This window comes from Caballeronia hypogeia, assembly GCF_001544875.2.
GTDB lineage: Bacteria > Pseudomonadota > Gammaproteobacteria > Burkholderiales > Burkholderiaceae > Caballeronia > Caballeronia hypogeia.
The window spans coordinates 116294-141941 of the sequence record NZ_FCOA02000012.1 but is presented as its reverse complement, the minus strand read 5'-3'; the positions used below and the strand labels follow the sequence as shown (position 1 = coordinate 141941).

The following is a 25648-nucleotide window of genomic DNA, read 5'->3' as shown; positions in this document are numbered from 1 at the left end:
AACGAGGCCGCGCGCGGCGCCTCGCGTTCCACAAGAAAGGCCACCATGACTGGTTCCATCGTGCGCGCCCTGCTCGCGCTTGCTTTCGCGCTGTCGTCCCTGACGGCTCACGCGCTCACCAGTGACGAACTCGCCCCTCTCGCGGGCGATGACTTCGAAGCCAGATCCGCCGCCATCGACAAGGTCATCGCCAATGCGGACGCGCCCTCCATCGCCATGCTGAATGCGTTGTCGGATGGCTCGGCCGTCGCAACCGACGACGGCCATGTCTACATCCAGACCGACGACGGCAACAAGGACCCGCTCACGGGCAAGATCGTCGAAGCACCGGACGCGCAGGCGATCACACTCAACAATCTGCTGCGCTCGAAAGTCGCGGGCGCATTGTCGGGGCTGCAACTCGCTTCGACCGACGTGGCCAAACGCCGCGAAGCGATCGCCGCGCTGCTGAAGAACCCCGACGCGTCGATGAAGCCGATGATCGACCGCGCCCGCGCTGCGGAGCAGGACCCCGACCTGAAGAAACGCCTCGACACCCTCTGGGCGATGACCGCGCTGCACGATCCCGACGTGAACAAGCGTCTCGAAGCGGTGCAGCTCGTCGCCGCGCGGCATGACCTCGACATGTACGAACTGCTGCGTCCGCTGGTCGCGAAGCAAGCCGGCGGCGCTTACAACGAACCCGACGAGCGCGTGCGCAACGCAGCGCAGGACGGCATCCGCGCGCTCGATTCGATCCAGCGCCGCAGCGAAATCTTCGGCACGCTCTTCGCCGGCCTGTCGCTCGGCAGCGTGCTGCTGCTCGCCGCGCTCGGGCTCGCGATCACGTACGGGCTGATCGGCGTCATCAACATGGCGCACGGCGAATTCCTGATGATCGGCGCGTATGCGACCTATGTCGTGCAGAACCTCGTGCAGCATTACGCGCCGGCCGCGTTCGACTGGTATCCGCTGTTCGCGGTGCCGGTATCGTTCGTCGCGGCGGCGCTGGTCGGCATCGTGCTGGAAAGGCTCGTGCTGAAGCATCTGTACGGGCGTCCGCTCGAAACCTTGCTGACGACATTCGGCATCAGCCTGATCCTGATTCAGGCGACGCGCACGCTGTTCGGCGCGCAGAACGTGCAGGTCACGAATCCGTCGTGGATGAGCGGCGGCGTCGCGATCATGCAGAACCTGATCCTGCCGTACAACCGGCTCGCCATTCTCGCGTTCTCGCTCGCGGTCGTGCTGATCGCGTGGGGCGTGCTCACGAAGACGCGTCTCGGCCTGTTCGTACGCGCGGTGACGCAGAACCGCCGCATGGCCGCGTGCGTCGGCGTGAAGACCGCGCGGGTCGATTCGTATGCGTTCGCGTTCGGCGCGGGCATCGCGGGACTCGGCGGCTGTGCGCTTTCGCAGATCGGCAACGTCGGCCCGGACCTCGGCCAGAGCTACATCATCGATTCGTTCATGGCAGTGGTGCTGGGCGGCGTCGGCCAGCTCGCGGGCACGGTGATCGGCGGCTTCGGGCTCGGTCTCGTCAGCAAGGCGGTCGAGCCGTTCTGGGGCGCGGTGCTCGCGAAGATCGCGGTGCTCGTGCTGATCGTGTTGTTCATCCAGAAGCGTCCGCAGGGCATGTTCGCCCTGAAGGGCCGCAGCGCGGAGGCCTGAAGTCATGACTGCTTCATCCAATCTCACGGCCAGTCTCAACGTCGCGCCGCAATCCGATGCCGGCGCCGCACACGCGGGCTTCGCCCTGGGCCTGCCGCCGCGCGCCGCGTTGCTGCCGCGCAATGGCTGGATCGCGTTGATCGCGCTGATCGTCGCGATGGGGGTCTTCGTTCCGGTCTCCGCGCTCGTCTTGCCCGAAACGAGCACGTTCCACCTGTCCGCGTACGCGATGACGCTGATCGGCAAGCTCATGTGCTATGCGATCGGCGCGCTCGCGCTCGATCTCGTGTGGGGCTACTGCGGCATCCTGAGCCTGGGTCACGCGCTCTTCTTCGCGCTCGGCGGTTATGCGATGGGCATGTACCTGATGCGCTCCATCGGCCGCGAAGGGACGTATCAGAGCGATCTGCCGGACTTCATGGTGTTTCTCGACTGGCACAAGCTGCCGTGGTACTGGGAAGGCACCGAGCATCTCTGGTATGCGCTTTTGCTCGTCGTGCTGGTGCCGGGCGTGCTCGCGTGGGTATTCGGCTTCTTCACGTTCCGTTCGCGCGTGAAGGGCGTATATCTGTCGATCATCACGCAGGCGATGACCTTCGCCGCCATGCTGCTCTTCTATCGCAACGAAACGGGCTTTGGCGGCAATAACGGCTTCACGGATTTCAAGCGCATCGCGGGCTTTTCCGTCACGCATCCGGGCACGCGCACCGCCTTGTTCCTGATGACCTTCGCGGTGCTCGTTCTCGCGTTTCTCGCGGCGCGCTGGATCGTCACGTCGAAGCTCGGGCGCGTGGTCACCGGCGTGCGCGACGGCGAAGCGCGCCTGATGTTCCTGGGCTATTCCCCGCTCGCGTACAAGCTGTTCATCTGGACGGTATCGGCGGTGCTGTGCGGCATTGCGGGGGCGTTGTATGTGCCGCAGGTGGGCATCATCAATCCGGGCGAGATGTCGCCAGCGAACTCGATCGAAATGGCGATCTGGGTCGCGGTCGGAGGGCGCGGCACGCTGATCGGGCCGATCATTGGCGCGTTCGCGGTGAATGGCGCGAAGAGCTTTTTCACGGCGCATTTCGCGGAATACTGGCTGTTCTTCCTCGGCCTCATCTTCACGCTCGTGCCCTTGCTCTTGCCTAACGGCATCATGGGTCTAATCGATCTCGCGCGCCGCAAGAAGGCGCATGGAGACTCCGCGGAATGACTGCACACAATGCGTTGATCGTCGATCTGCCGCCGGATCTGACGAATGTGAATGGCGTGGCGGGCCTCGGGCATGTGCTCGCGCCGGGCGAGATCGACGTGTCGCACGGCACGATTCTGTATCTCGAAGACGTGACTGTGAGCTTCGATGGCTTTCGTGCGCTGAACAAGCTGACGCTTTCGATCGATGCGGGTGAATTGCGCTGCGTGATCGGCCCCAACGGCGCCGGCAAGACGACGATGATGGATGTCATCACCGGCAAGACGCGACCCGACGATGGCCGTGTGTTTCTCGGGCAGACCTTCGATCTCACGCGCATGTCGGAGCCGGTGATCGCGCGCACGGGCATCGGACGGAAGTTCCAGAAGCCGACTGTGTTCGAGAATCATCCGGTGTGGGAAAACCTCGAACTTGCGATGAAGACGGAAAAGCGCTGGTTTGCTTCGTTACGCGCGCGGCTCGATCGGCAGGCGCAGGCGCGGATAGGGGAGACTTTGGAGCTGATTCGCTTGCAGCATCAGGCGACGCGGCTTGCAGGCGAGTTGTCGCATGGACAGAAGCAGCGGCTCGAGATCGGCATGTTGCTCATGCAGCAACCGGCGCTTTTGTTGCTCGACGAGCCCGCCGCGGGCATGACGGATCACGAGACGATGGAACTCGCTGAGTTGCTCAACAAGCTGCGCGGCTCGTGTTCGATGATGGTCGTCGAGCACGACATGGAGTTTGTTGCGGCGCTTGCTGGCGATAGCGGGAAGGTCACGGTTATGGCCGAAGGCAGCGTTCTTGCAGAAGGCGCACTCGATGATGTCAAGCGTGACGATGCAGTCATCGAGTCTTACCTTGGACGGTGAGCCTTTTTGCTTGCTTGTGGTTTCGTGAAGCGCAAGCAAGCGATGAACCCAAGATAGAGACAAAGAGAAATGCTAGAAGTCGAAAACTTGAACCAATACTACGGCGGCAGCCACATCCTGCGCGATGTGAAGATGACCGTCCCCGAAAGAAACCTCACCGTCCTGCTAGGCCGCAACGGCGTCGGCAAAACGACGCTTCTGCGTTGCCTGATGGGTGTTGTCCCCGCCAAAACCGGCGCCATTACCTGGCGCGGCAGCAAAATTTCATCGCTGCCCACGCATGCGCGCGTCGCGAGCGGCCTCGCCTACGTGCCGCAAGGACGCGACATCTTCGGCCGCCTGACAGTCGAGGAGAACTTGCTGGTGGGCGCGGCAAGCCGCAAAGCGCCATCGAAAATTCCCGATCGCATCTACGAACTGTTCCCGGTCCTCAAGGACATGAAGCACCGCCGAGGCGGCGACCTTTCCGGCGGTCAACAGCAGCAACTCGCAATCGGCCGCGCGCTGATGAGCGAACCGCAACTGCTGATTCTCGATGAACCCACCGAAGGCATCCAGCCATCCATCATCCGCGATATCGGCCGCACGCTGCGACAGCTCGTCGAGGAAATGGGCATGACCGTGCTGCTCGTCGAGCAGTATTACGACTTCGCGCGCGAGCTCGCGGACCGCTACTGGGTGATGAGCCGCGGCGAGATCGTCGCGGGCGGCGCGGGCTCGGAAATGGATGCGCATGGAGTGCGCGAACTGATCGCCGTATGATGGCGGCTCACTCTCTATCGTCTCGCTCCCATGCTGCATGAACCGCACGCGACGCTGCTCGACCCCACCGTCTGGCGCGGCTCGCTCGAACTCGGCTATGCGCGTCAGCATGGCCGCACGGTTTGCGTTCATCGCAAACACGAGGGACCGCTACGCCTGCAGCGCCCGCTCTATCCCGAAGGCGATATCTGTCATTCTGTCATCGTGCATCCGCCCGGCGGCGTCGCGGGCGGCGATCGGCTGCATATCGACGTGCAACTGCAGGAGCACACGCACGCCGTCATCACCACGCCCGGCGCGACCAAGTGGTACAAGGCCAACGGCCGGCTCGCGACGCAGCGCATCGATATCGGTCTCGCACCGCACGCGAAGCTCGACTGGCTTCCGCAGAACAACATCGTGTTCGAAGCATCGAACATCGAACTCGAATTCGATCTGACGCTGGGTGAAGGCGCGACCGCCATAGGCTGGGATGCGATGCTGCTCGGCCGCGCCGCCGCCGGCGAGACATGGACGCAAGGTCACATCAAGGCGACATCGCGTATCGCTCACAGCAACGGCGGGACGCTCTGGTTCGAGCGCACGCTGCTCGATGCAGCCGATCCGCTGCGCGCGGCCGCGCAAGGCCTCGCCGGCTTTCCCGCCTACGGCGCGCTCTGGGCGATCGGCCCCGCTTGCGACGATGCACTCGCCGAAGCGCTCACCGCGCAACTGCCCTTCGACGGCGAGATGCGCGCGGCGGCGTCGTGCGTCGCGCCTGGCGTGCTGATCGTGCGCGCGCTCAGCCGCTCGATGGAGCCTTTGCAGCGCGCGCTCACCGATTGCTGGACGCGGCTTCGGCCACTCGTGCATGGTGTCGAAGCGAGGCCCCTGCGCCTGTGGACGACCTGACGACGACCTGAACGCGCACCATTCCGATGCGCTGTTTCGCCCCGTCATGGTGCGCGCTTCGCGCCCTCTCACCGGGTCATGCACACGATGGGTGCAAATGTCCGATGGCATGACTCTCGCTAGAAAGCTCAATCGATTCGAGGCCCGTGACGCGGGCCGCCAACATAACGATCCATGAAACTCACGCCCCGAGAAAAGGACAAGCTGCTGATCTTCACCGCAGCCTTGCTCGCCGAACGCCGACGCGCGCGCGGCCTGAAGCTCAACCATCCGGAAGCCGTCGCGTTCATTTCGGCGGCATTGATGGAAGCGGCGCGCGACGGCAAGACCGTCGCCGAAGTCATGCACTACGGCACCACGCTGCTCACCCGCGACGACGTGATGGAAGGCGTCCCCGAGATGATCCCCGACATCCAGATCGAAGCGACCTTCCCCGACGGCACGAAGCTCGTCACGGTTCATCATCCGATTCCCTGAAACATGATCCCCGGCGAATATTTCATCGAAGACGGCGAGCACGAACTCAACGCAGGCCGCGAGACCGTGACGATCGTCGTCGCGAATCACGGCGACCGGCCCGTGCAGGTCGGCTCGCACTACCACTTCTACGAAGTCAACGCGGCGCTCAGGTTCGAGCGCGAAACAGCGCGCGGCTTTCGCCTGAACATCGCGGCGGGCACCGCCGTGCGCTTCGAGCCGGGACAGGAGCGCACCGTCGAACTCGTCGCGCTCGCGGGCGATCGTCACGTCTATGGCTTCAACGCGCTCGTCATGGGTCCGCTTTAATTCAAAAGCCAAAGGAAGAATATGACGCTACGCATCGGCCGCCGCGCTTATGCGGAAATGTTCGGCCCGACCACCGGCGACCGCGTGCGCCTCGCCGACACCGAACTCATCATCGAAGTCGAACGCGACTTCACCACCTACGGCGAAGAAGTGAAGTTCGGCGGCGGCAAGGTGATCCGCGACGGCATGGGTCAATCGCAACGCCCCGCCGCCGACGTGGTCGATACCGTCGTGACCAACGCGCTGATCCTCGATCACTGGGGCATCGTGAAGGCGGACATCGGCATCAAGGGCGGACGCATCTTCGCCATCGGCAAGGCAGGCAATCCGGACATCCAGCCGAACGTGAACATTGCGATCGGCGCGGCGACGGAAGTGATCGCGGGCGAAGGCATGATCGTCACGGCCGGCGGCGTCGATTCGCATATCCACTTCATCAGCCCGCAACAGATCGACGAAGCGCTCGCGAGCGGCGTGACCACGATGCTCGGCGGCGGCACCGGCCCCGCGACCGGCACGAACGCGACCACCTGCACGCCGGGCCCGTGGCACATGGAACGCATGCTGCAGGCGGCCGACGGCTGGCCGGTCAATCTCGGCTTTCTCGGCAAGGGCAACGCGAGCCTGCCGGAGCCTTTGGTCGAACAGGTGAAGGCCGGCGCGATCGGCCTCAAGCTGCACGAGGACTGGGGCACGACGCCCGCCGCGATCGACAACTGCCTCTCGGTCGCCGACGACACCGACACGCAGGTCGCCATCCACACGGACACGCTCAACGAAGCGGGTTTCGTCGAGACGACCATCGCCGCGTTCAAGGGCCGCACGATCCACACGTATCACACGGAAGGCGCGGGCGGCGGCCACGCGCCGGACATCATCAAGGTGGCGGGCGAATCGAACGTGCTGCCCTCGTCCACCAATCCCACGCGCCCCTACACCGTCAACACGCTCGACGAACACCTCGACATGCTGATGGTGTGCCACCACCTCGATCCGTCGATCGCGGAAGACATCGCGTTCGCGGAATCGCGCATTCGTCGCGAGACCATCGCGGCGGAAGACATCCTGCACGATCTCGGCGCCTTGTCGATGCTGTCGTCCGACTCGCAGGCGATGGGCCGCGTCGGCGAAGTCGTCATTCGCACATGGCAGACGGCGCACAAGATGAAGGTGCAGCGCGGCGCCTTGCCCGAAGACAACGCGCGCAACGACAACTTCCGCGCCAAGCGCTACGTCGCGAAGTACACAATCAACCCGGCGATCACGCATGGCATCGCGCATGAAGTCGGTTCGATCGAGCCGGGCAAGTGGGCTGACCTCGTGTTCTGGGAACCGGCGTTCTTCGGCGTGAAGCCAGCGATGATCGTCAAGGGCGGCATGATCGCGGTCGCCCAGATGGGCGACCCGAACGCATCGATTCCCACACCCCAGCCGGTGCACTATCGTGAGATGTTCGCCACGCGCGGCGGCGCGCTCGGCAAGACCTCGCTCACCTTCGTGTCGCAAATGGCGATGGAAGCGCGAATCGCCGATCGCTATGGCTTGCAGAAGCAGGTGGTCGCGGTGAAGAACTGCCGCAATGTGAAGAAGGCCGACATGATTCACAATGCATGGCAGCCGTCCATCAGCGTCGATCCGCAGACCTATCAGGTGATCGCCGATGGGCAATTGCTCACCTGCGACCCCGCCACCGTGCTGCCGATGGCGCAACGCTATTTCCTGTTCTGAGCCCATGCGCACCATCGACAAACGCCTTTCCGCGAAACTCGCCCCCGTGCTCGTCAAGCGCGCGCCCACGCTGACGCTCGCCTTCGACGCGCGCTGCAAGAGCCGCCTCGCCGCCACGCTCGACAATGGCGAGGAAATCGCCATCGTCATGCCGCGCGGCACCGTGCTCGCCGATGGCGACATGCTCGTCGCGGATGACGGCGGCTTCGTGCGCGTCATCGCCGCGCCGCAGGACGTGCTGATCGTGCGCGCGCCGAGCGTGCGTCTGCTCACGCGCGCGGCGTATCACCTCGGCAACCGGCATACGCCGGTGGAAGTCGGCGCGGATTACCTGAAGCTCGAAGCCGATCCCGTGCTCGAAGACATGCTGAAGCGCCTGGGCGTGCTCGTCGCGCACGAAGCGCAGCCATTCCAGCCGGAAACCGGCGCGTATGGCGGCGGCCACAAGCACGGCCACGACGAAACCTTCGGCGAGGATTACGCGCTCGCGCAGAAGGTGTTCGACGAGCATCATGGTCATGCGCACGATCACGATCATTCGTCGTGCGGCCACGATCACAGCCACGATCACGATCACAGCCACGGTCATCACCACCACGGCCATGCGCATCGCTGAACTCACGGCGCTCCTGCATCTCGCGTCGCCGGCGCTGCCGATCGGCGCGTTCAGCTATTCGCAGGGACTCGAAGCGGCGATCGAGCACGGCCTGATCCACGACGGCGACAGCGCCCGCGACTGGATCGCGAGCGGCCTCGCCGATGTGCTCGCGCGCGGCGAACTACCCTTGCTCGCGCATCAGATGGAGCATTGGCGCACGCACGACGAAGCCGCGTTGCGCGCCGCGAACGATGAGTACATCGCGAGCCGCGAGTCGGCGGAATTGCGGCGCGAGACGGAACAGATGGGCTGGTCGCTCGCACAGCTTTGCGCGTCGCTCGAATGGGGCGATGCCGCGCGCCGCGCCACGCTCGCCTCGATCAAGCCGATTGCGCAGCCGACCGCGTTCGCCTTCGCCGCCTTCGCGCACGACGCATCGCCCGATGCCGCGCTCGCCGCGTATGCGTTCAGCTGGGTCGAGAATCAGGCGGCCGCCGCGCTCAAGGCCGTGCCGCTCGGACAGGTCGCGGGGCAGCGCATCATCGTCGCGTTGCGCGAGCCGATCGATGCCGCCGTGCGCCGCGCGCTCGATACATCGCCCGAACAGATCAACACCTTCGCGCCGCAACTGGGCATTTTGTCGGCGCGGCACGAATCGCAATACTCGCGGCTATTCCGCTCCTGAACCGAGATCACATGAACGCACCCGCCTATTCCTCCGCCGCCCGCCGAACCAAGAAGCTGCCGCCGTTGCGCGTGGGCGTGGGCGGCCCGGTCGGCTCCGGCAAGACCACGCTTCTCGAAATGCTCTGCAAGGCGATGCGCGAGAAATACGACCTCGTCGCGATCACCAACGATATCTACACGAAGGAAGACCAGCGCCTTCTGACCGTCGCGGGCGCCTTGCCGGCCGAGCGCATCATGGGCGTGGAGACGGGCGGCTGCCCGCATACGGCAATCCGCGAAGATGCATCGATTAACCTCGAAGCGGTGGATCGCATGGTGTCTAAGTTTCCCGATGCCGATATCGTGTTCATCGAATCCGGCGGCGACAATCTCGCGGCCACGTTCAGCCCCGAACTCTCCGACCTGACCATCTACGTGATCGATGTCGCGGGCGGCGAGAAGATTCCACGCAAGGGCGGGCCGGGCATCACGAAGTCGGATCTGCTCGTCATCAACAAGACCGATCTCGCGCCTCATGTCGGTGCGAATCTCGACATCATGGCAAGCGACGCGAAGAAGATGCGCGGCGAGCGGCCCTTCGTGATGTGCAATCTGAAGGCGCTTGACGGGCTCGATCAGGTGATCGGGTTCATCGAGAAGAAGGGGCTGCTGATCTCGTGATCGTGCCAGGCGGCACGGTGCGGGCCCCGAACAATTTTTGCATTTCTCCCGAGCGCGCGCGCTAGCATCCCAGCTTCGCAATCTTTCCGCTCGCGTCACCAAGGCGCGAGTGCGCTCACGTTGTCAGTCGCAATTGAATCGCCGCGTGCGTCCACGACGCTTACACGCGCCACACCGGCCGCATCCGCGCCATGCGCGCGAGAACGCATCCCGGTGCTCTTTCACATCTTTGGCTTCGGCGATGGCGGCATCGAGTCATCGCTGATTCAATGGCTGCGCATTTTCGATCGCGAGCGCTTCGTCGTGACCCTCTCGGTCATGCACCCGTCGCCCGCGCTACACGAACGGTATCGCGCGCTCGTTCCGAGTGACGTCGAGATCGAGATCCTCGCCGACAAATCCTGGCTGAACTTCTTCCAGGCGCGGCGATACGCACGGCGTCTGTCCGGGCTCGGCCGCATCGGGCGTGACGTGTTCAACACGCTCGCCGTGCGCCCCTATGTGAAGCGCCGCGTCGCCGAACTCGCGCAACGGCATGCGCTGATCGTCGACTTCGACATGTCGCTGCGACGTCTCGCGGGACGGTTCGGCGTCGCGTGGCTCGGCGTGAATCATTTCAGCCTGGACACGCGCTATGGCAAGCGTGAACGCAAGATAAGGCGACTCGGCGCGCAGTTCGCGCACTACGACGCCCTCGCTGTGCTCAATCACGACATGGCGGCACAAGCGCTCGAAATGTTCGGCGACAGGCTCAAGCGTCTCTTCGTGCTGCCCAATGCGATCGACATCGAACGCGTCCGCGCCGCCGGCCGGGCGCAGGAAACGCCGCCGTGCGATGCGCCTTATATCGTGTCGGTGGGGCGTCTCGACGAGCTGCAGAAGGATCACCGCACGCTGCTGCGCGCCTATGCCAGCCTGGTGAACGTCACGCAGGCCGAAGAACATCTGGTGATCGTCGGCGACGGCGCGTTTCGCGGCGAACTGGAGACACTCGCGAAGGAGCTCGGCATTGCCGACCGCGTGCACTTCGTGGGGTATCGCAACAACCCGCACGCGCTCGTCGCGCGCGCGCGGCTGCAGGTACTCAGTTCGCGCACCGAAGGCTTGCCCATGGTCCTGCTCGAAGGGCTTGCGCTCGGCAAGCCCGTGGTGGCCAGCGACTGCCCGACGGGGCCACGCGAGATCCTGGGCGATGGCCGCTTCGGCATGCTCTTTCCGGTCGGCGCGGTCGATGCGCTCGCCGACGCGCTGCGCCGCGTGCTGGGTGACGAAGCGCTCAGAGCGCGGATGCAGGCGGGCGCGCTCGAGCGCGCGAAGGACTACGGCATCGCCGCGAGCAATAACCGCTTCGCGCGCTGTGTGGCGGAACTGCTCGACTCCACCGGACACGCTGTACGACGTTGAGCCAGGCTAGGTCCGCGTTCTGCGGCCTCGCGCTGCGCTATCGCAGCGAAGGGCGGCGCACTTACAACGTCGACTGGCCTTCTTCCAGCAACGCACCGAGCACACTGACCGTGCGCTCCGTCGCTCCGCGATGCCGCGCCGCGAACGCCGAAGCCGCCGCGCTCATCGACAGCCGGCGCGCGCGATCGCCGAAGATTTCGCGCAAGCCGCGCGCGAGCTCCTGCGGGTCCTGCACGCGCAACGCGGCGCCTGCCGCGATGGCGTCGTTGGTCGCCTGCGTGAAATTGAAGGTATGCGGCCCGATCAGCACAGGCACGCCCGCCGCGCACGCCTCGATCAGGTTCTGCCCGCCCAGCGGCAACAGGCTTCCGCCAATGAACGCCAGATCCGAAGCCGCGTAGTACGCGCCTAGCTCGCCCATCGAATCGCCGAGCAGAACCTGCACGTTCGCGGGCAAAGGCTCCGGCACATCCGCACCCGATCCCGCCGCGGCCGGCTTCGGCGCCCACACCGAACGGCGCGCGCCCGTCAGCCCGAGACTTGCGATCAGCGCAGACACTTCATCGAATCGTTGCGGATGACGCGGTACGAGAATCAGCAGCGCGTCGGGCACGTTCAGGGCCGCGAACGCGCGCAGCACCAGCGCTTCCTCGCCCTCGCGCGTGCTCGCGGCGACCCACACGGGCCGCTCGCCGATCGCCGCGCGCCACGCCTGACCGCGCGCGATCAGCTCGGGCGGCGCGCTCATGTCGAACTTCAGATTGCCCAGCACGGCGACGTTACGCGCGCCGAGCGCGGTGAGCCTTTCGGCGTCGGACGGCGTCTGCGCCAGCACGCGCGAGAAGCCGCCGAACACTTCGCGCACCGCGCGTCCGAATTTCGTCGCGCGCCGGTACGAGCGTTCCGACATGCGCGCGTTGGTCAGCACCAGCGGCACGTCGGCGCGCTTGCATTCGTCGATGAGCGTCGGCCAGACCTCGGTCTCCATCACGATGCCGAGCGACGGGCGCCACGCGCGCAGAAAACGCCGCACGAGAATCGGCAGATCGTAGGGAAGATAGCTGCGCAGCACGCGATCGCCGAAGAGCTCGACGCCGGTCGCGCGTCCGCTCGGCGTCATGTGCGTAAGCAGGATGCGCGCTTGCGGATGCGCCTTCATCAGCGCTTCGATGAGCGGCTGCGCCGCGCGCGTCTCGCCGACCGACACCGCATGCACCCAGATGAGCGGCGCAAGATCGTCGGTGCTGCGCCCGCTCCGGGGCGGCACGCGCCCGAAGCGTTCGCCGATGTGCTCGCGATACCCGCGCTCCTTGCGCGATCGGATATAGAGCCGCAGCACCGCCAGCGGTGCGACGATCCACCAGAGCGTCCGATAGACGAACCTCAGCACGCCAGCCGACGCGCCCGGAGCCGCGGCGCCGCTCAAACGAGCGCCCTGCCCTTCAGGCGCTCGAGAATGCCGAGCGGCGCGCACTCGGGACGCGCCATCGCCTTGACGGGCAGGAAGAAGGTCTGCTCCATCATGAACTGGCCGGACATGACCGCATGCGAGGTCTGATCGGAGAAGCAGACCCACACCGAGCCGGGCGGGAACGGCATGGTTTCCTGCGGCGAGACCTTTTGGTAGTCGAGATCGGCCTTCATCGAATCGTGCAGATTCAGCATCAGATGGTCGTATTCCGAGCGCTTCGACTTGGTGATGTGCAGCAGGTTCATGAGCCACGCCGAGCCAGGCGCCTGCGTCTTGATGCCGGGCAGGAAGCGCTTCGCCATGTCCTCGAACGGCTCGCCCACGCGCCATACGCGCGGCGCTCCCTGCGGGTTGATGTTGGTGAACACGCGCAGGATGCGCTCGCCGTAGTTCGGCCGCGACGGGAAGGCGTCGACGTGCAGGCGGCTGTCGTCCTTGCGCCACGAGGTTTCGCGCGTTTCGACCTGATGCAGCCGCAGACTCGTGGGCGCCACGCGCAACCGGCCGTCGTATTCGGGGAAAAGTCCGTCGACGAGCGAGCGCGCGTTGTCCTGATAACGCTTGATGAGCGAGCGCACCGCCGACTGCATCACGTTGTCGCCGAGTACGCCATTTAGCGCGCCGCCGTTGGGCGCGAGGCTGATGTTCTTGCGCTTGGGGTCCGCGATCTTCGGATCGAGCAGCGCGAGTTCGCCGCCTTCGATCGGAAAACGCAGATTGGAGAAATACAGCACCTTGCCGTTTTCCACGCCGGCCAGGAGCGTCTCGCGCGGCACGGAAAGATTCTTTCCGTGCCAATCGCCGGACGCGACTTCGATGATTTGAGATTCCGTCATGTTGCCTTCGACCCAAAGTTACCAACGCACGGCGCGGCGCACGATGAAAACGCCACGGCAGGCTACAGCAGGCCGAAGCCCGCCAGCGCGGTCTTGACTTCTGAGAGCGTCGGATGCCGGCTCGCGTCGCCGAGATTGACCACCTGCGGCGACCAGTACCCGCCGGTGCGCCATGCGGTCGAGAAATTGTACAACTCGACCGTCGGGCGCTTCAGCGCCGCGGCAATATGCACCAGACCCGTATCGACGCCGACCGTCGCGGCGGCGCCGTCGATCAGGCCAACCACCGCGGGCAGCGAGAGCTTCGGCGGCACGATCGCGGCCGCGCCGAATTCCTTCGCGAGCTTCTCGCTCGTCGCGCGTTCGGCCTCGCTGCCCCACGGCAGCACGATGGATGCGCCGCGCGTCACCAGCGCCTGCCCCAGCTCGATCCATGCGGCCTCGGGCCACTGCTTGTCGGCGCGAGAGGTAGCGTGCACGAACACGACGTAAGGCACCGGCAGATTCAGCCCGAGCGCGGAGACGGCGAGCGTCGCGCGATGCGTGTCGAGGCCGAAGTCGATGTCATCGGTCATCTGCGGTTTCGGCAGGTCGAGCGCGGCCGCCACGAGTTGCCGCGTCCGCTCGACGACATGCGTGCGCGGCTCGATCGGCACGCGCCGGTCGTAGAAGAAGCGCACCGGCCATTCGTAGCCCGCGCCGTCGGTGCGGTTGCCGAGCCCGACGAGCGGCCCGCGCGCCCAGCTCGCGACCCACGCGGTCTTGATGAGGCCCTGGCAGTCGATCACGAGATCGTATTTCTCGGCGGCCAGCTCGCGCTTGAACTTGCCGATCTCGCGCCAGTTCTCGGGCGATGCGAACGACTTGCGCCAGCGCCTGAGCGAGAACGGGATCGCGCGACGCACGCCGTGCACCAGTTCGACGAGACTCGCGAAGCTTTCCTCCACGAGCCAGTCGATTTGCGCATCCGGATAACGGCGGCGGATGTCGGCCACGGCCGGCATGTTGTGAACGACGTCGCCGAGCGACGACACGCGGACGATCAGGATTTTTTGCACGCTGGGATTGAGAGGCGCGGACGGCGCGGCGGTGTGAGCGGGAAAACGGGGATTTTAGCGCGGCAAGCGCGTCGGATAAGCAAAAAAGCGGCGCGATCTGATTGACCGCACCGCTTTTTAATCAGGCATCAGACGATGCTCTCGAAACGCAGACAGCTCAGAACGGCAACTTCGCGTCCGGCTTCTCCGCCAGGATCACGCGACGGAAATCCTCCTGAATGCGCTTCAGCGCCGCATCGTTATCCGCCTCGAAGCGCATCACGACGACCGGTGTCGTATTCGACGAGCGCGCGAGGCCGAAACCGTCCGGATATTCCACGCGCAAACCGTCGATGGTCAGCACATCGTCCGCGCCGGTGAACTTCGCGTTCTGCTGCAGCTTCGAGATCAGCGCGAAGTTCTCGCCCTCTTCCAGCTTCAGTTGCAGCTCGGGCGTGGAAAGCGAATTCGGCAGATCGTTGAGCAGCTTGCTCGGGTCGGCCACGCGCGACAGGATTTCCAGCATGCGCGCGCCGGTGTAGAGGCCGTCGTCGAAACCGTACCAGCGGTCCTTGAAGAACACGTGGCCGCTCATTTCACCGGCGAGCGGCGCACCAGTTTCACGCAGCTTCGCCTTCACGAGCGAGTGGCCCGTCTTCCACATGACCGGCTCGCCGCCCTGCTCGCGCACCCACTTCGCCAGATTGCGCGTGCACTTCACGTCGTAAATGATCTGGCCGCCCTTGTTTCGCGACAGCACTTCCTGCGCGAACAGCATCAACTGACGATCCGGGAAAATGACCTCGCCGTCCTTCGTTACGACGCCGAGACGGTCGCCGTCGCCATCGAATGCGAAGCCGACTTCGGCGTCGGTTTCCTTCAACGCCTTGATGACGTCCTGCAGGTTTTCCGGATGCGCCGGGTCCGGGTGATGGTTCGGGAAGTTGCCGTCGATGTCCGTGAACAGTTCGACAAGTTCGCAGCCGAGCGCCTTGAACAGACGCGGCGCGAGACCGCCCGCGACGCCGTTGCCCGCGTCGACGACGATCTTCATGCCGCGCACCGGCTTCACGTCCGACACGATGCGATCGAGATACATCTGCTGCACGTCGAATTCGGTGTAGCTGCCTTCGCCCGTCGTGAAGTCGCTGTTCACGATGCGCTGGTACAAGCCCTGAATCTGGTCGCCGTAAATGGCCGCGCCGCGCAGCACCATCTTGAAGCCGTTGTAATCCGGCGGGTTATGGCTGCCCGTCACGACAATGCACGAGTCCACACGACGCTCGCCCGACGGCAGGGGCAGCGGCACGCTCGCCGCGAAATAGCCGACCGGCGTCGGCACCATGCCGACATCGACGACATCGACGCCCGCCGCGCGCAGGCCGTCCGCGAGCGCGCCGACGAGCTCCGGTCCCGACAGACGGCCGTCGCGCGCGACCACGACCGAGTCGCCACCCTGCTTCTTGATCTCGCTGCCGAACGCCTGGCCGATTTGCTTCGCGACGTCGCGATCTACCGTCTTGCCGACGATGCCGCGAATGTCGTAGGCCTTGAAGATGGATTGGGAAACTTGGCTCATGAGATGGCTACCTCTTGTCTATTAATTGATGGATTCTCGGCGATGCAGCCATGAGGGCATGCAGGTCGTGACGGTTGGCGCCCCTGCGTTGCGCCGGGCGCGAACGACTACCAGATGACGTATCGAATTCTGCCTATGCGCCTATTAAATCAATACGACGGAAACAAATGGAAGTAAATCGAAGCAAATTGAAGCAAATTGACGCAAAACGCCAAAGCCACGGGCGCGCCACGGTTCACACTTATAATCGCTGTCTTTCGGCGCTCTCGTTCTCGTGGTTGCGCGCGCTGGGCTCACCCGGTACCCGGTTCAAGCTTGCGCATTCATTCTAATCCAATGCTCAAACGCCCTTTCGCCTCGATGCCTCCGAATGAGGCGCGTTCGCGCGCAAACCCACACTCCCTGGTCGACAACGCGCGCACCCTGGTCAATCAGGCTGCGCCAGCATGCGGCGTGCCCGCCCGCCTCCCGGAATCCGCCGCATGAAGGCGCTCACGCGCTCGGCCAATCCGGATGTGGCGCGCGCGCTCGCCAATATCGTCTGGCTCGGGCTCGAACGGCTCACGCAGATCGCGGTCGCCATCGTCGTGTCGGGCCTGCTCGCGCGCTATCTCGGCCCGGACAACTTCGGCAAGTGGCAGTACGCGACCACGCTGCTCCTCGTGATCGCGCCGGTCACCTGGGTGTGCGGCGCGGAGATTCTCGTGCCGACCATCATCCACCGCACGCCGGCTGAAACCGGCACGGTGCTCGGCAGCGCGTTCGTGCTGCGCATCGGCGTCTCGGTGCTGGCGCTCGCGCTCACGTGGATCTGGATCGCGGCGGGCGGCCCCGATCCGATGGTCGGCGCGATGCTCGCCGGTCTCGCCGTCACGCTGCTGTTTCGCGAGCCGTTCATCGGCGTCATCAATTCGTGGCTGCAAAGCCTGACCTACAGCAAGCCGCAGCTCATCGCGAGCATGGCGACGGCGATCGCCAAGGCAGCGCTCGTGTACGTACTCGTGCGCATGGCGGTCCCGCCCGCGCGCTTCGGCTGGCTATGGGCGCTCGAAGCGGCGGTCATCGGCGGCGCGCTGGTCATGTACTACATGCGCCGGCACGGCGGCAGGCTCGGCTGGCATTTCGATCGCGCGCTGTTCCGTCATTTCGCGAGCGCGGGCACGGTGTTCTGGATCGGCCTCATCTGCATGTACCTGTTCCTGAAGCTCGACCGGCTGATGCTCGCGCATCGCGTGTCGTTCGCGGAACTCGGTCTGTATTCCGCCGCGCAGCAACTCAACGAGAACTGGATCGCGCTCGCGCTGATGCTTTCGCAGACCATCGCGCCGGCGTTCGTCTATCGCGTGCAGGAAACCGCGCGCCTGAAGCGCAATCTCGCGCGTCTCTTCGCGATGACCGCCGCGCTGATGATCGCGGGCGCCGCGATCCTCGACGCGCTCGCGGGATTCATCATCGCGCGCGTGTTCGGCCCGCACTACGCGGGCGCCGCCGATATCTTCCGCTGGGCCGTGTGGCTCTCGGTGCCGGCGGGCATCGAGGCGATCGGCAATCTCGTTTTGCTCAAATATCAGGCGAAGTACGTGCTGCTCTCCAAGTGGCTGCTCGCGCTCGCCGTCGCGTTCGCGGTGAACTGGTTCGCGATCCCGCGCTTCGAAGGCTACGGCGCGCTGATCGGCCTGGCGGCGGGCTATGTCGCGGCGGCGGCGGTCAACTTCTACTACATTCGCTTCCGGCTGAACGCATGAACGATTTCTCCGACTTGTCCGATGTCGCCGTCCTGATGCCCGCCTTCAATGGCCAGGCCGATGTCGAGCGCACGCTCGCATCGTTCAGCGAAAGCGCGACGGTGCACGTGCTGATCGTCGACGACGGCAGCACGCCGCCGATCGCCGCGCCGCGCATCGACGGCATGGACATCGAGATTCTGCGTCTGGCGAAAAATGGCGGCATCGAACGCGCATTGCAGGCGGGCATGGAGGCGCTGGCCGCGCGCGGCGTGCGCTATGCGGCGCGCATCGATGCCGGCGATCTCGCTTCGCCCGACCGGCTCGCGAAGCAGCGCGTCTATATGGAAACGCATCCGCGCGTGGCGGTGCTCGGCATGTGGACGCATGTGGTGTCGACGAGCGGCGCGCCGCTCTTCGATCTGACGCCGCCGACCGAGCCCGCCGCGATCCGCCGCGAAATGCTGCTGCGCACGTGCTTCACGCATCCGTCGCTGATGCTGCGCGTGGCGGCCGTGATCGAGGCGGGTAACTATCGCGCCCGCTACCGCGCGGCCGAAGATCTCGATCTGCTCATGCGGCTGCTGAAACGCCACGACGGCGCGAATCTGCCCGAGTTCGGCCTGTTCTACGAGTTGAACGAAAGCGGCATCAGTGCGACGAAACGGCGCGCGCAGGCCGTTTCGACCTTGCGACTGCAACTGCGTCACGCGCGCGTGACCAACCCGCTCGACTGGATCGGCATCGTGAAGAGCATCGCACATCTGGTGCTGCCCTATCGCGCGTTGCGCAGCCTGAAGGCGAAGCTTTTGAAAAGCGCGCCATCGGCCTGAAGCGCGCGTACTAAATTTTGTCGAATTTTTTTGTTTGGTTTTGCGCTACGTTGAGCGCACGGCGAATCCGCGCGATGCAGGTCGCGCGATCCATGCCGCTGAAATCGTGACCTCCGGATGACGAAAGAAAAATCGACTCTTCGCATTGCGCTCGTCTGCAACACGGCGTGGGCGATCTACACCTACCGGCGCGGCGTGCTGCGCATGCTGACCACGCGCGGCGCGGAAGTGACGATCATCGCGCCGCGCGACCGCACCTTCGAGCCGCTCATCGAAATGGGCTGCCGCTGCATCGAGTTGCCGGTGGCGTCGAAGGGCACGGACCCGCGCGAGGACCTGAAGACGCTCGCCGCGCTGTATCGCGAATATCGCGCGAGCCGGCCGCATATCGTGTTTCATTACACGATCAAGGCGAACATTTACGGCTCGATCGCGGCGATGCTCGCGCGCGTGCCGTCGATCGCGGTGACGACCGGTCTCGGCTACACGTTCATTCAGAAAAGCCGCGCCGCGCAGATCGCCAAGCTGATGTACCGTTTCGCGTTCCGTTTTCCGCGCGAAGTCTGGTTTCTCAACAAGGACGATCATCACGCGTTCAAGCACGAGAACCTGCTCGCGCATCCGGATCGCGCGCGGCGCCTGCATGGCGAAGGCGTCGATCTGGACGAATACGCGCTCGAACCGCTGCCGGCGCGCGAGGATTTCGTCTTCATCCTGATCGGCCGGCTCTTGTGGGACAAGGGCGTGGCGGAATATGTCGAGGCCGCGCGGCGCCTGAAACCGAAATTTCCGCACGCCCGTTTTCAATTGCTCGGGCCGGTCGGCGTCGATAACCCGAGCGCGATCAGCCGCACGGACGTGGCCGGCTGGGAGGCCGAAAATATCGTGGAGTACCTGGGCGAAGCCAGCGACGTGCGGCCGCTCGTCGCCGCCGCGGACTGCGTGGTGCTGCCCTCTTACCGCGAAGGCGTGCCGCGCACGCTGATGGAAGCCTCGGCGATGGGCCGCCCGATCGTCGCCACCGATGTGCCCGGTTGCCGCGAGGTGGTCGAGCACGGCGTCAACGGCCTGCTTTGCGAGGTGAAGAGCGCGGACAGTCTCGCCCAGGCGCTCGAACGCATGCTGACGCTGCCCGCCGACGAACGCGCGGCAATGGCTCAGCGCGGCCGCGAGAAGGTCGCCCGCGAATTCGACGAAAAGAATGTCGTCGAGCGCTACAAGGGCACAATACATGCCATCACCGGCATTTCACTCTGATTCGAGTCATTTGGAGAGCACATGATGAATGGCAACCAGTCGCAGAATTCCGCGACCGAAGGCAAAACCAAGGGCACGATTCTCGTGACGGGCGGCGCGGGCTTCATCGGTTCGCATACGTGCGTCGAGTTGCTCGATGCGGGCTACGGCGTCGCGATCATCGACAACCTCGTCAACAGCAAGCCGGAATCGGTGGCGCGCGTGGAGCGCATCACCGGCAAGACGGTCGCCTTCTATCAGGACGACGCGCGCGACGAAGCCGCGCTGAACCGCATTTTCGACGCGCACGACATCACCGGCGCGATTCACTTCGCGGCGCTGAAGGCCGTGGGCGAATCGGTGGCGAAGCCTGTCGAGTACTACAACAACAACATCGGCAGCCTGCTCGCCGTGCTCGCGGTGATGAAAGCGCGCAACGTGCGCAATTTCGTGTTCAGCTCGTCGGCGACGGTTTATGGCGTGCCGAAGAGCGTGCCGATCGACGAAAGCTTTCCGCTTTCCGCGACCAATCCGTACGGCCAGTCGAAACTGATCGCCGAGCAGATCCTGCGCGATCTCGAAGTGTCCGATCCGACGTGGCGCATCGCTACGCTGCGCTATTTCAACCCGGTCGGCGCGCATGAAAGCGGCATGATCGGCGAAGATCCGGCGGGCGTGCCGAACAACCTGATGCCCTACGTGGCGCAGGTGGCTGTCGGCAAGCTGGAGCGCCTGCGCGTGTTCGGCAGCGATTACGATACCCACGACGGCACCGGCGTGCGCGATTACATCCATGTGGTTGATCTCGCGCGCGGACATATCGCGGCCATCGACGCGCTGAAGAAGCTCGACCGCAGCTTCGTCGTGAATCTCGGCACGGGGCAAGGCTACAGCGTGCTCGATGTCGTGAAGGCCTTCGAAGCGGCCTCGGGCAAGAGCGTGCCGTATGAGCTCGTGCCGCGCCGCCCGGGCGATGTCGCCGCCTGTTACGCGGACCCGGCGGCCGCGGCGGAGCTGATCGGCTGGCGCGCGGAGCATGGCATCGAACGCATGTGCGTGGATCACTGGCGCTGGCAGTCGCAGAATCCGCAAGGATTCGCGTAAAGTCTCGCTGCGCCCCGCGCGCGTTTTCGGCCGACGCGGGGCTGCTTCTTCCAACCGGTTCTATTTCATGCTTAGTTTCGCGCTCGCTTTTCTGGTCTCGCTGCTGGTGACGTTATTGATCGTGCGCTTCGCACACTTGCAGGAAGGCGTGCTCGGCGACACCGATCTCGCCGGTGTGCAGAAGTTTCACGCGCGGCCGGTGCCGCGCATTGGCGGAGTCGGCATCATTTGCGGACTGACCGCATCCGCCGTGCAATTGCGATGGGGCTATCCGGCCGTGTCGGGCGGCATTCTCGGCATCATCGCGTGCGGGCTGCCGGCGTTTCTCGCCGGGCTCGTGGAAGACCTGACCAAGCGCGTCTCGCCGCTCGCGCGCCTCATCTGCACGATGGCCGCCGCGGGTTGCGCCTACGCTTTTCTCGATATCGCGGTCACGCGCATCAGCGTGCCACCGCTCGATTTCCTGCTTTCCTACGCGATCATTTCCTGCGCCGTGACGGTGATCGCGGTCGCGGCGCTCGCCAATGCCGTCAATATCATCGACGGCTTCAACGGCCTGGCCTCGATGGTCGGCTTCATGATGTTCGCCTCGCTCGCCTACGTGGCGTTCCAGGTGCACGATCCGGTCGTGCTGTCCGGCTCGCTCATCATGATGGGCGCGGTGATGGGCTTCTTCATATGGAACTTCCCGGCCGGTCTGATCTTTCTCGGCGACGGCGGCGCGTACTTCGTCGGCTTCATGCTGGGTGAGCTTTCCATCATGCTCGTGATGCGCAACCGCGATGTCTCCGCGTGGTATCCGGTGCTGCTCTTCATGTACCCGATCTTCGAGACGTGCTTTTCGATCTATCGGAAGAAGTTCGTGCGCGGCATCTCGCCGGGCATTCCGGACGGCGTGCATCTGCACATGCTCGTCTACAAACGTCTGATGCGCTGGGCCGTGGGCGTGAAGAACGCGCATGAACTGACGCGGCGCAACTCGCTCACTTCGCCTTATCTGTGGTTGCTGTGCCTGATCGCCGTGATTCCCGCGACGCTCTTCTGGCGGCACACGGTGCATCTGTTCTGCTTCGTCGTCGTGTTCGCGGCGACTTACGTGTGGCTGTACATAAGCATCGTGCGCTTCAAGTCGCCGCGCTGGCTGGTGTTTCGCCGGCCGCATACGGCGAAGAAATGACGGTTACTCGCTGACGCGCGACGCCGCCCTGCTCCGGGCGGCGTTTTCGTTTCGGCGCGGCTTATTTCAGGTGCTTCCTGAAGAACTCGGCCGTGCGGCCATTGGCGAGCTGCGCGGCGGCGGCGTCGAAATGCGCGCCCTGATTGCGCGCGAACGCGTGATTGCAGCCGGGATACGTGAACGCTTCGACGTTCGCATGGCCCTGCACCGCGGCGAGAATGGCGTTGCGCGCGTTGGCGTCGATATATTCGTCTTCCTCGGCGAGATGCAGCATGAGCGGCACCTTGATCTTCGGCAGTTCGCTCAAATGCTGGTCCGTGCCGCCGCCGTAATACGACACCGATGCATCGACATCCGTGTGCGCGGCCGTCAGGAACGACAGCAGGCCGCCCAGACAGAAGCCGACCGAGCCGATCTTGCCCTGCATCTGCGGCAATGTGCGCGCAAAACCGATGGTCGCCGCGATGTCCTCCACGCCGAGGTTCACGTCGAACGCTTGGTACAGCTTGAACGCCTGCTGCCATTCGGCTTCGGTGCGGTCGGTGAGTTCGACGTTCGGCTGCAGACGCCAGAACAGGTCGGGACACAGCGCGACGTAGCCCTGGCGGGCATATTCGTCGCAGGTTTCGCGCATGTCGGCGTTGATGCCGAAGATTTCCTGGATCACCACCACGGCAGGCGCGGGCGTCTGCGCGGGATAGGCGACGTAGACGTCGAAGTTGCCATCGGGTGTGGAAATGCTGAGCGTTTCGGACATAAAGGTTCCTTGGGAGGCGCGGGTTGCACGATGTTAGGCGGCGGATCCGGTTCTGGCTAGTGCTCCGTCCGGGAGACGACTCGTGTGAACCGCTTCCTCTCCGGATAAAAAAACGCTCGTCGCGCAGGCGCGCGACGAGCGTTTCAGGATCGGATCGCGCCGTGCTTACGAAACCGGCACGACCAAAGCGGCGATCACTCGGGCAGATCTTCGAAGTACGTCACCGGAACATCGAACGTGGCTTTCGGGAAGGCGTCGTGCAGTTTCGCCTGCAGCGCGGGCAGGTCCTTGAAACTGGACACGCGCACGATCGTCATGGCGACGTTCGGATGGGTTTCGATCGTCGCGCCCGGCGCCAGCGACAACGACTTCGCTTTCACCGCAGCCGTGTCGGAATACACCACGACCAGCTTGTTATCGCTTCGGCCGATCAGGTTGTCGCTGGGGCGCACGACGAGCGTCGACCTCGACGTGCTTGCACCTGCGGATGCGCCCTCGCTTTTCAAGACCGCACTCGAAGGCAGCACGCGCACGGAAGTTGAGCCAACGGTGACCGGCGGCGTGCCCTCGATTTGTTGAACGAGCGAGGCAGGAGCGACGGTGCCGATTTCGAGCGTCTGAGCGCCGGCACAGGAAGCCGCGGCGAGCAGTGAAACGGCACCGAGTTGGAGAATTCTCTTCATGATAATTTCGAGTATAGCCAGACAGAATCAACTGCCCATCACGTTGACGATAGCGCGTTGCAAGACCATCGGCGTGTCGCCGTCGCGACGATTCACGTCGATCAGGCGCAGCTTCCATACGCCCTTGGCGGGCTCGCCGAGGAACACGTTCGAGGCGAGCGTCATGCTCGGAATGCTGATGTCCGTTCCCTGCAGGACGTTGTACGCCTGCAGCAGGACGCTGCGCGTGCCCGAGGGCGAAATGAGTTCGACGGCCAGATCGCCCGGCGTTGCGTTCCCGAGTGTGAGCACGACCCGCACGGACTCCACCTTCGACACAGGAACCGAACCGCCGAGCGTGATCGGGAATTCGGTGCCCGAAACCTTGCCCATGGCGATCGACGTGCCGTTCGCCGACTCGAATTGCAGGCTCTGGCCGCTCTCCTTCATCGGACCGGTGAGATAGCTGGTGTAGGAGCGCGCCATCGCCACCGCTGCTGCGGCATCCACGAGGCCGAAGCCGTAGAGATTGTCGAACCACATTCCAGCGGCGTTACGCAACCACGCAGGTTCCGGCGTGTATGTTTCGCCCGAAGGCAGCGTTGTCGTCGGCGCGACGTGGCCGACATCGATCTGACGCGCTGTCGAGGCGAGGATCACGCGCACATCGCGCCACGTGAGGTTCGGATTGGCCTGGAGCATCAGCGCAACGACGCCCGTGACGGTGGGCGCGGCGGCGGATGTGCCGTTCATCGTGGACATGTAGTTGCACGATGCATTCAACTGCAGATTGATGGCAGTGCCCGGTGTGTCGAAGTCGTTCCGGTAGTTCGTCTTGTCGGTCTTCACCGCACCTCTCGAACATCCCGAGACATCCGTCGTTACGAGCGCGGGACCTGCGGGCTTTTTGCTGGGGTCGGCATATCCGAACTCTCCGCCAAAGCCCGAAACGAGAATATTGGAACCGGCTGACGAATAGCTCGAATGCTTGCCCTGAGCGTTGACTGCGGCAACCAGGATGGTGACGGGCGAGGTACGTTGGGCATCGAGATTGGCGTTGCCGCAACTCACCTGAAGCGCCCTCGACGTGGTGCAGGACCCGCCTCTCGTATAAGCATAATAATTTCCGGCGGAGCGGATATAGACCGCACCCTTGCCCTGACGAAGCTGCTGAAGCCCGTTGAGGGCAATCTCGGCGGAGGACGTAAAGGGTGAATATTCCACCGGTGCGGTCGGCGCCATACCGAACGATCCGCTGAAGATGTCGATGCTGCTCGAATAGCTCGCACCGCCAAGCGTTGCGGGGTCCGTTGTCGCCCCCCCGCAATCGGTACAGCCCAGGACGCTGATGGCGCCCAGCGTCACGCCGGGCGCGACGCCACGCACGCCGACGCCATTGCCGGCCACCGCGCCGATGAGCCCCGCGACAGCCGTCCCGTGCGATTCGGGGAGCGTACTCGCGCCGATCGTCGCGCCGTCAGCCGTGGGCGTGGCGAGCAGATTCGGGTCGATGTTGGCCGCCAGGTCTTCATGCGCGGCATCCACGCCTGAGTCGAGCACCGAAACCTTCACGCCTTTGCCTGTCATCCCGGCCTGATACAGGCTGTCGACATTGAGGTCGAAACCCGATACGCCCGGCACGCCGGCGAACGCGTTCTGTCCGGTGTTCTTCAGATGCCATTGATATTGCTCGAGGGGATCGGGCTTCTTCGGCGGCGTTAGCGTGCCACCACCGGTCGAGCCGCTGCTGGTACCGCCTCCGGTTGTGCCGCCGCCGCTCGTGCCGCCGCCGGTGGCGCCACCGCCGCTCGTGCCGCCTCCGCTTATGCCACGGCCGCTCGTGCCGCTCGCGTTACTGCCGCTGCCGCCGCCGTCGCCACCACCGCCGCATCCCGACAACAGCGCTGCAGCCGAGAAGACTGCGATTGATAAAGTTTGTGAGAGTGACCGCATCTTTGCCCGTCAATTGCTTTGGATGATGTCCGGGCATCGACGTATTGCCATGCGTCCGGACTAG

General features: G+C 64.5%; 24 protein-coding genes. 17 read left to right on the top strand and 7 right to left on the bottom strand.

Annotated elements, in window-relative coordinates; translation table 11 throughout:
* Positions 1-45: 45 nt before the first annotated feature.
* The 12 genes from urtB to AWB79_RS19175 all read left to right on the top strand — a co-directional run bounded on the left by urtB (position 46) and on the right by AWB79_RS19175 (position 11215).
* Positions 46-1650: an urea ABC transporter permease subunit UrtB gene (gene urtB / locus AWB79_RS19230; protein ID WP_061169018.1), complete on the top strand. Its 1605-nt coding sequence runs from the start codon at positions 46-48 to the stop codon at positions 1648-1650.
* A 4-nt stretch (positions 1651-1654) separates the two neighbouring features.
* Positions 1655-2848 (top strand): urea ABC transporter permease subunit UrtC, encoded by a 1194-nt coding sequence (urtC, locus tag AWB79_RS19225; RefSeq protein WP_061169017.1) that lies wholly within the window; start codon positions 1655-1657, stop codon positions 2846-2848.
* Positions 2845-3699, top strand: coding sequence for an urea ABC transporter ATP-binding protein UrtD (gene urtD / locus AWB79_RS19220; protein ID WP_061169016.1), 855 nt, complete (start codon positions 2845-2847; stop codon positions 3697-3699). The genes urtC and urtD overlap by 4 nt, the downstream gene beginning before the upstream one ends.
* A gap of 69 nt (positions 3700-3768) precedes the next feature.
* Positions 3769-4461, top strand: a complete 693-nt coding sequence (gene urtE, locus AWB79_RS19215; RefSeq protein ID WP_061169015.1) for an urea ABC transporter ATP-binding subunit UrtE — start codon at positions 3769-3771, stop codon at positions 4459-4461.
* A gap of 30 nt (positions 4462-4491) precedes the next feature.
* On the top strand, positions 4492-5352 hold the full coding sequence (locus AWB79_RS19210; RefSeq protein WP_061169014.1) for an urease accessory protein UreD: 861 nt from the start codon (positions 4492-4494) through the stop codon (positions 5350-5352).
* A gap of 174 nt (positions 5353-5526) precedes the next feature.
* Positions 5527-5829, top strand: coding sequence for an urease subunit gamma (locus tag AWB79_RS19205; RefSeq protein WP_008342482.1), 303 nt, complete (start codon positions 5527-5529; stop codon positions 5827-5829).
* Between the two features lie 3 nt (positions 5830-5832).
* A complete protein-coding gene (locus AWB79_RS19200) occupies positions 5833-6138 on the top strand; it encodes an urease subunit beta (protein WP_061169013.1) in 306 nt (101 codons plus the stop codon).
* Between the two features lie 21 nt (positions 6139-6159).
* Positions 6160-7866: an urease subunit alpha gene (ureC, locus tag AWB79_RS19195; RefSeq protein ID WP_061169012.1), complete on the top strand. Its 1707-nt coding sequence runs from the start codon at positions 6160-6162 to the stop codon at positions 7864-7866.
* Between the two features lie 4 nt (positions 7867-7870).
* Positions 7871-8482 carry an urease accessory protein UreE gene (gene ureE / locus AWB79_RS19190; protein WP_061169011.1) on the top strand — a complete coding sequence of 204 codons (612 nt, stop codon included), beginning with the start codon at positions 7871-7873 and terminating at the stop codon, positions 8480-8482.
* On the top strand, positions 8469-9149 hold the full coding sequence (locus tag AWB79_RS19185; protein WP_061169010.1) for an urease accessory protein UreF: 681 nt from the start codon (positions 8469-8471) through the stop codon (positions 9147-9149). The genes ureE and AWB79_RS19185 overlap by 14 nt, the downstream gene beginning before the upstream one ends.
* A gap of 11 nt (positions 9150-9160) precedes the next feature.
* Positions 9161-9811 (top strand): urease accessory protein UreG, encoded by a 651-nt coding sequence (gene ureG / locus AWB79_RS19180; RefSeq protein ID WP_061169009.1) that lies wholly within the window; start codon positions 9161-9163, stop codon positions 9809-9811.
* Between the two features lie 213 nt (positions 9812-10024).
* Positions 10025-11215, top strand: a complete 1191-nt coding sequence (locus tag AWB79_RS19175; RefSeq protein ID WP_061169008.1) for a glycosyltransferase — start codon at positions 10025-10027, stop codon at positions 11213-11215.
* A gap of 61 nt (positions 11216-11276) precedes the next feature.
* On the opposite strand, the gene waaA is transcribed toward AWB79_RS19175, so the two are convergent.
* From waaA to AWB79_RS19155, 4 genes are all read right to left on the bottom strand, one after another.
* Positions 11277-12605, bottom strand: coding sequence for a lipid IV(A) 3-deoxy-D-manno-octulosonic acid transferase (waaA, locus tag AWB79_RS19170; RefSeq protein ID WP_061169089.1), 1329 nt, complete (start codon positions 12603-12605; stop codon positions 11277-11279).
* A 32-nt stretch (positions 12606-12637) separates the two neighbouring features.
* On the bottom strand, positions 12638-13522 hold the full coding sequence (kdoO, locus tag AWB79_RS19165) for a Kdo hydroxylase KdoO (protein ID WP_061169007.1): 885 nt from the start codon (positions 13520-13522) through the stop codon (positions 12638-12640).
* Between the two features lie 62 nt (positions 13523-13584).
* Positions 13585-14580 carry a lipopolysaccharide heptosyltransferase I gene (gene waaC, locus AWB79_RS19160; protein WP_061169006.1) on the bottom strand — a complete coding sequence of 332 codons (996 nt, stop codon included), beginning with the start codon at positions 14578-14580 and terminating at the stop codon, positions 13585-13587.
* A 157-nt stretch (positions 14581-14737) separates the two neighbouring features.
* Positions 14738-16138, bottom strand: a complete 1401-nt coding sequence (locus AWB79_RS19155) for a phosphomannomutase/phosphoglucomutase (protein WP_061169005.1) — start codon at positions 16136-16138, stop codon at positions 14738-14740.
* A gap of 482 nt (positions 16139-16620) precedes the next feature.
* Here AWB79_RS19155 and AWB79_RS19150 point away from each other — a divergent pair, with 482 nt between their 5' ends.
* From AWB79_RS19150 to AWB79_RS19130, 5 genes are all read left to right on the top strand, one after another.
* Positions 16621-17883, top strand: a complete 1263-nt coding sequence (locus AWB79_RS19150; protein WP_061169004.1) for an oligosaccharide flippase family protein — start codon at positions 16621-16623, stop codon at positions 17881-17883.
* Positions 17880-18695, top strand: a complete 816-nt coding sequence (locus AWB79_RS19145; RefSeq protein ID WP_061169003.1) for a glycosyltransferase — start codon at positions 17880-17882, stop codon at positions 18693-18695. Before AWB79_RS19150 ends, AWB79_RS19145 begins: the two co-directional genes overlap by 4 nt.
* 117 nt (positions 18696-18812) lie before the next feature.
* Positions 18813-19952, top strand: coding sequence for a glycosyltransferase family 4 protein (locus AWB79_RS19140; RefSeq protein WP_061169002.1), 1140 nt, complete (start codon positions 18813-18815; stop codon positions 19950-19952).
* 24 nt (positions 19953-19976) lie between these two features.
* Positions 19977-21035, top strand: a complete 1059-nt coding sequence (galE, locus tag AWB79_RS19135) for a UDP-glucose 4-epimerase GalE (protein WP_061169088.1) — start codon at positions 19977-19979, stop codon at positions 21033-21035.
* A gap of 67 nt (positions 21036-21102) precedes the next feature.
* Positions 21103-22212 (top strand): MraY family glycosyltransferase, encoded by a 1110-nt coding sequence (locus AWB79_RS19130; protein WP_061169001.1) that lies wholly within the window; start codon positions 21103-21105, stop codon positions 22210-22212.
* A 61-nt stretch (positions 22213-22273) separates the two neighbouring features.
* Here AWB79_RS19130 and AWB79_RS19125 read toward each other — a convergent pair whose 3' ends face one another.
* From AWB79_RS19125 to AWB79_RS40830, 3 genes are all read right to left on the bottom strand, one after another.
* The gene (locus tag AWB79_RS19125) at positions 22274-22969 is read right to left on the bottom strand and encodes a dienelactone hydrolase family protein (protein ID WP_061169000.1); all 696 of its coding nucleotides are present in this window, start codon (positions 22967-22969) and stop codon (positions 22274-22276) included.
* A 194-nt stretch (positions 22970-23163) separates the two neighbouring features.
* Positions 23164-23652, bottom strand: coding sequence for a hypothetical protein (locus AWB79_RS19120; protein WP_061168999.1), 489 nt, complete (start codon positions 23650-23652; stop codon positions 23164-23166).
* A 27-nt stretch (positions 23653-23679) separates the two neighbouring features.
* Positions 23680-25584: a S8 family serine peptidase gene (locus AWB79_RS40830; RefSeq protein WP_157695805.1), complete on the bottom strand. Its 1905-nt coding sequence runs from the start codon at positions 25582-25584 to the stop codon at positions 23680-23682.
* Positions 25585-25648: the final 64 nt, after the last annotated feature.

Coding starts and splice junctions, on each gene's coding strand:
- urtB (WP_061169018.1), top strand. CDS start 46: ATGACTGGTTCCATCGTGCGCGCCCTGCTCGCGCTTGCTTTCGCGCTG.
- urtC (WP_061169017.1), top strand. CDS start 1,655: ATGACTGCTTCATCCAATCTCACGGCCAGTCTCAACGTCGCGCCGCAA.
- urtD (WP_061169016.1), top strand. CDS start 2,845: ATGACTGCACACAATGCGTTGATCGTCGATCTGCCGCCGGATCTGACG.
- urtE (WP_061169015.1), top strand. CDS start 3,769: ATGCTAGAAGTCGAAAACTTGAACCAATACTACGGCGGCAGCCACATC.
- AWB79_RS19210 (WP_061169014.1), top strand. CDS start 4,492: ATGCTGCATGAACCGCACGCGACGCTGCTCGACCCCACCGTCTGGCGC.
- AWB79_RS19205 (WP_008342482.1), top strand. CDS start 5,527: ATGAAACTCACGCCCCGAGAAAAGGACAAGCTGCTGATCTTCACCGCA.
- AWB79_RS19200 (WP_061169013.1), top strand. CDS start 5,833: ATGATCCCCGGCGAATATTTCATCGAAGACGGCGAGCACGAACTCAAC.
- ureC (WP_061169012.1), top strand. CDS start 6,160: ATGACGCTACGCATCGGCCGCCGCGCTTATGCGGAAATGTTCGGCCCG.
- ureE (WP_061169011.1), top strand. CDS start 7,871: ATGCGCACCATCGACAAACGCCTTTCCGCGAAACTCGCCCCCGTGCTC.
- AWB79_RS19185 (WP_061169010.1), top strand. CDS start 8,469: ATGCGCATCGCTGAACTCACGGCGCTCCTGCATCTCGCGTCGCCGGCG.
- ureG (WP_061169009.1), top strand. CDS start 9,161: ATGAACGCACCCGCCTATTCCTCCGCCGCCCGCCGAACCAAGAAGCTG.
- kdoO (WP_061169007.1), bottom strand. CDS start 13,522: ATGACGGAATCTCAAATCATCGAAGTCGCGTCCGGCGATTGGCACGGA.
- AWB79_RS19155 (WP_061169005.1), bottom strand. CDS start 16,138: ATGAGCCAAGTTTCCCAATCCATCTTCAAGGCCTACGACATTCGCGGC.
- AWB79_RS19150 (WP_061169004.1), top strand. CDS start 16,621: ATGAAGGCGCTCACGCGCTCGGCCAATCCGGATGTGGCGCGCGCGCTC.
- AWB79_RS19145 (WP_061169003.1), top strand. CDS start 17,880: ATGAACGATTTCTCCGACTTGTCCGATGTCGCCGTCCTGATGCCCGCC.
- AWB79_RS19140 (WP_061169002.1), top strand. CDS start 18,813: ATGACGAAAGAAAAATCGACTCTTCGCATTGCGCTCGTCTGCAACACG.
- galE (WP_061169088.1), top strand. CDS start 19,977: ATGAATGGCAACCAGTCGCAGAATTCCGCGACCGAAGGCAAAACCAAG.
- AWB79_RS19130 (WP_061169001.1), top strand. CDS start 21,103: ATGCTTAGTTTCGCGCTCGCTTTTCTGGTCTCGCTGCTGGTGACGTTA.
- AWB79_RS19125 (WP_061169000.1), bottom strand. CDS start 22,969: ATGTCCGAAACGCTCAGCATTTCCACACCCGATGGCAACTTCGACGTC.
- AWB79_RS19120 (WP_061168999.1), bottom strand. CDS start 23,652: ATGAAGAGAATTCTCCAACTCGGTGCCGTTTCACTGCTCGCCGCGGCT.
- AWB79_RS40830 (WP_157695805.1), bottom strand. CDS start 25,584: ATGCGGTCACTCTCACAAACTTTATCAATCGCAGTCTTCTCGGCTGCA.